Source organism: Microcoleus sp. PH2017_35_SFW_U_B (genome assembly GCF_020737865.1).
Taxonomy (GTDB): Bacteria; Cyanobacteriota; Cyanobacteriia; order Cyanobacteriales; family Microcoleaceae; genus Microcoleus.
In genome coordinates, this window is sequence record NZ_JAEQDE010000095.1 from 1,429 (window position 1) to 2,410 (window position 982).

At 43.9% G+C, this 982-nt stretch carries 1 protein-coding gene; it reads right to left on the bottom strand.

Annotation, left to right across the window (positions count from 1 at the left end; all coding sequences use genetic code 11):
* Positions 1 to 111: 111 nt before the first annotated feature.
* Positions 112 to 729: a transposase gene (locus JGK36_RS25215; RefSeq protein WP_293186735.1), complete on the bottom strand. Its 618-nt coding sequence runs from the start codon at positions 727 to 729 to the stop codon at positions 112 to 114.
* Positions 730 to 982 lie beyond the last annotated feature (253 nt).

The window sequence follows — 982 nt, forward strand, 5'->3', positions numbered from 1 at the left end:
TAGGGGCGGGCTAGAAGCCCACCCCACAAGATTTTTTGTGGCACAGGCATCTTGCCTGTGAAAGTGCTTGTGGCACAGGCATCTTGCCTGTGACAAATAAAAGGACAGACACTAACCTTCAGATATTTGACAGAAAAAAGGATATTCGTCTGGAGTCAAACAAAGACCAGCTTTGACAGGATTTTGCCTGATATATTCCCAAAAACCATCAAATTCTCCTTCATCTCTGACTATTCGGTCATGTCGCTCATCTTGCCAGACAGTACCGATATGCTTCATCACCTTCGGAATTTGCTTAGAACTGTAGCTTTTCATACTGTGCATAATGCTGCTGAGCGACCAAAATTTATCCTTCGACTTTGGCAAAGGCTGAATTAACATATGCACATGATCTGGCATTACAACCAAGCAAAACACCTCATACCTTTTTTTGTCAAAAAAGTTGCAAGCATTAAAAACTACTTGTTGAGCTGCCGGAGTCAATTCTAGCTTTTCCCAAGTATTAAAAGTAATGAAATAGACCGATCCATCTAACTCCCAATGAGGTAAATTCCTATAAGTAATTTTCAACTTTGGTTCCACCAAAGATTGATAATTGTTGGTGGGGTGGGCATCTTGCCCGCCCAGCCTAGAAACCGACTTCATCACAGATTGATACTTGTTGCTGGGATGGGCATCTTGCCCGCCCAACTGCTGATTGCTTCCCTGACTCAAATTTCTATGAATCATACTACTACTTCGTACAATCACAACTTAATATAAAATAGCTTTAACCAGGGAAGAGGTCAATACCACATCTTGCCTGTGACAAAGATTGGGGCGGGCTAGAAGCCCACCCCACAAGATTTTTTGTGGCACAGGCATCTTGCCTGTGACAAAGATTGGGGCGGGCTAGAAGCCCACCCCACAAGATTTTTTGTGGCACAGGCATCTTGCCTGTGACGGGCTAGAAGCCCACCCCACAAGATTTTTTGTGGCACAG

Coding starts and splice junctions, on each gene's coding strand:
- JGK36_RS25215 (WP_293186735.1), bottom strand. CDS start 729: ATGATTCATAGAAATTTGAGTCAGGGAAGCAATCAGCAGTTGGGCGGG.